Consider the following 3,728-nt stretch of genomic DNA (forward strand, 5'->3'; position numbering starts at 1 on the left):
CACGTCACGTCCCGCTCCGGGACTGCGCGGACAGCGACACGCTGCCGTGCAGGGCGTCCTCCCGCGGGTAGCACGCCGTCGAGCTCTCGATCCGGTCGGCCGTCGCCACGAGGCAGATCGTCGATCGGTCCGTCCCGACGCCGGCCCACACGTTCCACGGTGTCTCGAGGTCGCCGCCGTCGAGCGCGCGGTTCGTGAAGACGAGGCGTGTGCTGTGCAGGCTGACCGGTGCCTCGACCGGTCCGGGGAGCTGGTCGGCGTACGTCTGCGGGACGTCGAGCAGCTGCTCGAGCGTCACCGCCCCCGCGGTGGGGGTGATGCTCGGCGCCGCCGGCACCGCCGGGCCGGCGGTCCCGACGACGGTGCCGGCCGCGAACGCCACGCCGACGGCCGCCGCGGCACCCATTGCGATCCAGACGCGTGGCCGTCGCGTCCACAGCAGCGCGTGCACGCGGTCGCGCCACCCCGTCGGGAGGCCCGGGGCACTCCCGTCCTGATCCGCTGCGTCCGCCTCGTGGTCCGGCCGCATCCCGTCGGTCGCCGCCGCCGTCCCGGTCGCGTCGGCCGGATCGCCCTCGACGCTCTCCCAACGGTCGTGCCCGACGGGGTCGGTCGCGCGCGGCACACCGCCCACGGGGCTGCTCGGCACCTCCGGACCGTGGACCGGAACCGGGGCCGGACCGACCGACGGCGAGCCCGCTGTCGAGGGTGTCCGGCGGAAGTCCCTCGTCGGTGCCGGGCCGCCAGGGGACCCGCCCCGTCGTGGTCGTCGCCCGCTCCGGAGGTCCTCCAGCCGGATGCGGGCCCGGGCCGCCTCGGCGGGGGACGCGTCCGCGCCCCACGCCAGCGCCTCGAGCCGTGCTCGCTCCGCAGCCACGTCGTCGTCGGCCATGCCTACTCCCGTTCCGGGTCCTGCTGCCCGCTCCATGCTCGCACCCAGACACCGATCGTGTCCGCCCGGTGCGCTGTGTCCACCCAGTCCGCAGGGAGTACCACGGGTCCATGAGCACCCCGGCGAACGACCAGCCCCGACCGGCCGACGGCGAGACCCTCGAGCCCCTCAGCCACGACACCCAGTCCGGTGAGGCGGACTACGTCGCGACGAGCCCCGGCGGGACCGGCACCGAGCGGCACGTGCCCACGGCCGACGAGGAGCAGGGCCGCGGCACCGAGTACGACCCCGTCGACCAGGGTCCGCAGCAGGAGGGCCAGGGCGGCTGACCCCGACCGGCCGCGCGGTCAGCGCACCAGACGACGCAGGACCGCCCGCTCGCCCAGGGTCCAGCAGGCGCTCGTCACCACGTACACCGCCGCGGCGAGCGGCGCGATCGCCGCGAAGAGCACCGACACGAAGGGTGCGACCCTGGCGATCCGCGCCGAGGTGGGTGCCAGAGGATCGGCCTCGGGTACGGCGTTCCAGTGCCGGTCTGCCCGGCGACCTGCCTCGACCACGACGACGAGGACCGCGAGGAGGACGAGCACGACCCACGCGTGCGTCCACAGCGGCGAAGCGAGCACGGCGACGAGCGAGTGCCCGAGGGGGACCCCGACGAGCGTGCCCTCGAGGAGCGTGTTCGTCGCCCCGCCGATCGTCGCGTGCGTGAAGAGCGTGTACACGAGCGACACCACCGGCGCCTGGGCCAGCGCCGGCAGGCACCCGGCGAGCGGTGAGACCCGCTCCGAGGTGTACAGCTGCTGGACGGCGCGCTGGAACCGTTCCCGGTCGCCGCGGTGGCGACGGAGCAGGCGTGCGAGTTCCGGTGCCAGCCGTCGGCGGTCCCGTTCCGCACGGACCTGCAGGACGGCCAGCGGGACGAGCAGGGCGCGGACGGCGACGGTGACGACGACGACCGCGAGGGCCGCCGCGAATCCGTCGGCGACGGGGGTGAGTGTGGTGGTCAGGGTGGCGATCACGTCGGCGCCGGCGTGCAGGAGCGCGCCGACGACGGGCAGGGTGGAGATGTCCATGGTGGTCCGATCGGTCGAAGTGGCAGGGTCGTGGGACGGCCCGACCAGCGACGCGGTCAGACCGTGACGACACCGCCCGGCGCCCGCGGGCGCGCGTGCCCGTCGGCATCGGGGTGCGACGACGCGATGCGGGTCCGGAGGCGCGACCACTCCCGGTGTCCTGCCGGCACCGCTCGCGCCGACGGCAGGAGGAGTGCGGCGACGACGACGCTCAACACCAGGACCGCGGCGGCCGTCGCGCATCCCAGAGCGGCGAGGGCGGCCACCGGCAGCAGGTGCCCGGGTGTGCCGACCGCAGCGGGGTCGACGAGTCCCAGCGCGGTGACGATGCGCAGCAGGATCTCGACGACGGCCATGGTGGGTTCAGGCTACCGCCCGCGCGCCGCGGGGTCCGACGCGGCTCGGGACGGCAGGATGCGGGCATGACCGCTGCATCGCCGAGCACCCCCGCGACGGTGGCCCTGGACCGCGCCGGCGTGCCGTACACGCCGCACGTGTACGAGCACCACGAGACCGCCACCAACTTCGGGGAGGAAGCCGCTGCCGCCCTCGGCCTCCGCGAGGAGCAGGTGTTCAAGACCCTCGTGGTGTCCGTCGACGACACCCTCGCGGTCGCGATCGTCCCCGTCGCGAACCGACTCGACCTCAAGGCCATCGCCGCGGCCGTCGGCGGGAAGAAGGCGACGCTCGCCGACCCCGCCCTCGCGGAGAAGCGCACCGGGTACGTCGTCGGCGGTATCAGCCCCGTCGGCCAGAAGACCGCGCTCCGCACCGTCCTCGACGAATCAGCACTCGCCTACGACAGCATCTTCGTGTCCGGCGGCCGTCGCGGCTTCGACATCGAGCTCACGCCCGCGGACCTCGTACGGGTCACGGACGCGGTCGCGAAGCCCATCGCTCGGACTTGAGTCGAGCCACCGCAAGTTCTTCCGCGGAACGGGAATGACCCCGGCCCTCCTGCGTTGCATTGAGTCGAAGGCACTCAAGTCCAACCAGGAGGTCCACTTGCCAGAGACGTTCGGCTCCGCCGGCAGCGACTCGTTCGACGAGTTCCTCGCCCGCCTGATCGCCGCCCAGCAGAGCGAGCAGCAGTGGGCGCGGCAGCAGCGTCCCGTGCCGTTCGGGCGCCCCGTCGACATCACGCGACTGCTCAGCCGTCGCACCCACCAGCTGCTCCAGCGCACCGCGGAGTACGCGACCGAGCAGGGCCAGCACGAGATCGACGCCCTGCACGTCCTGCACGTGCTCGTCCGCACCGACCCGTTCACCGCGGTCGTCCGCCAGGCCGGCGTCGACCCCGAGCGCCTCGCCGACGAGATCGAGCAGCGCCTGCCCGCGCCCGCCGACGACGCGGTCGCCACCGACGGCCGCCCGGCCCTCACCGGGACCGCGCAGCGCATCCTGCTCGAGGCGACCCAGGCCGCCAAGGGCTTCGGCAGCACCTACACCGACCCCGAGCACGTGTTCTTCGCGCTCGTGATGGACCAGGACACCGTGACCGGGCAGCTGCTCGCGAGCGCCGGCGTCACTCCGCAGGTGATGCAGGAGTACGCGCAGCAGGCCGCGGCGGCCGCACGAGAGGGACGCCCCATGCCCGGAACCACCGAAGCAGCGCAGCAGCAGCAGTCGGAGACCCCGACGCTCGACCAGTACGGCACCGACCTCACGGCCCGCGCGCGCGAGGGTCGGATCGACCCGGTGATCGGCCGCGCGGACGAGATCGAGCAGGCCGTCGAGATCCTCCTCCGCCGCACCAAGAA

At 74.0% G+C, this 3,728-nt stretch carries 6 protein-coding genes; 3 read left to right on the plus strand and 3 right to left on the minus strand.

Annotation, left to right across the window (positions count from 1 at the left end):
* Window positions 1-4: 4 nt before the first annotated feature.
* Window positions 5-649: a hypothetical protein gene (locus tag I59_RS09505; RefSeq protein ID WP_148286154.1), complete on the minus strand. Its 645-nt coding sequence runs from the start codon at window positions 647-649 to the stop codon at window positions 5-7.
* 353 nt (window positions 650-1,002) lie between these two features.
* On the opposite strand from I59_RS09505, the gene I59_RS09510 reads away from it, so the two are divergent.
* Window positions 1,003-1,221 carry a hypothetical protein gene (locus I59_RS09510; protein WP_022903669.1) on the plus strand — a complete coding sequence of 73 codons (219 nt, stop codon included), beginning with the start codon at window positions 1,003-1,005 and terminating at the stop codon, window positions 1,219-1,221.
* 18 nt (window positions 1,222-1,239) lie between these two features.
* On the opposite strand, the gene yidC is transcribed toward I59_RS09510, so the two are convergent.
* Window positions 1,240-1,968 carry a membrane protein insertase YidC gene (gene yidC / locus I59_RS09515; RefSeq protein WP_022903670.1) on the minus strand — a complete coding sequence of 243 codons (729 nt, stop codon included), beginning with the start codon at window positions 1,966-1,968 and terminating at the stop codon, window positions 1,240-1,242.
* A gap of 56 nt (window positions 1,969-2,024) precedes the next feature.
* On the minus strand, window positions 2,025-2,324 hold the full coding sequence (locus I59_RS09520) for a DUF6412 domain-containing protein (RefSeq protein ID WP_022903671.1): 300 nt from the start codon (window positions 2,322-2,324) through the stop codon (window positions 2,025-2,027).
* Between the two features lie 66 nt (window positions 2,325-2,390).
* On the opposite strand from I59_RS09520, the gene ybaK reads away from it, so the two are divergent.
* Together ybaK and I59_RS09530 are read left to right on the plus strand one after the other, a co-directional pair.
* Window positions 2,391-2,876, plus strand: coding sequence for a Cys-tRNA(Pro) deacylase (gene ybaK, locus I59_RS09525; protein WP_022903672.1), 486 nt, complete (start codon window positions 2,391-2,393; stop codon window positions 2,874-2,876).
* 97 nt (window positions 2,877-2,973) lie between these two features.
* Window positions 2,974-3,728 (plus strand): Clp protease N-terminal domain-containing protein (locus tag I59_RS09530; RefSeq protein WP_148286155.1); only part of this gene is annotated, 755 nt, incomplete at its 3' end.

This window comes from Curtobacterium sp. B8, assembly GCF_000333315.1.
Classification (GTDB): Bacteria; Actinomycetota; Actinomycetes; order Actinomycetales; family Microbacteriaceae; genus Curtobacterium; species Curtobacterium luteum.

What these genes read in the sequence shown, in the direction of transcription:
- I59_RS09520 (WP_022903671.1), bottom strand. Translation starts at nt 2,324, where the DNA reads ATGGCCGTCGTCGAGATCCTGCTGCGCATCGTCACCGCGCTGGGACTC.
- ybaK (WP_022903672.1), top strand. Translation starts at nt 2,391, where the DNA reads ATGACCGCTGCATCGCCGAGCACCCCCGCGACGGTGGCCCTGGACCGC.
- yidC (WP_022903670.1), bottom strand. Translation starts at nt 1,968, where the DNA reads ATGGACATCTCCACCCTGCCCGTCGTCGGCGCGCTCCTGCACGCCGGC.
- I59_RS09510 (WP_022903669.1), top strand. Translation starts at nt 1,003, where the DNA reads ATGAGCACCCCGGCGAACGACCAGCCCCGACCGGCCGACGGCGAGACC.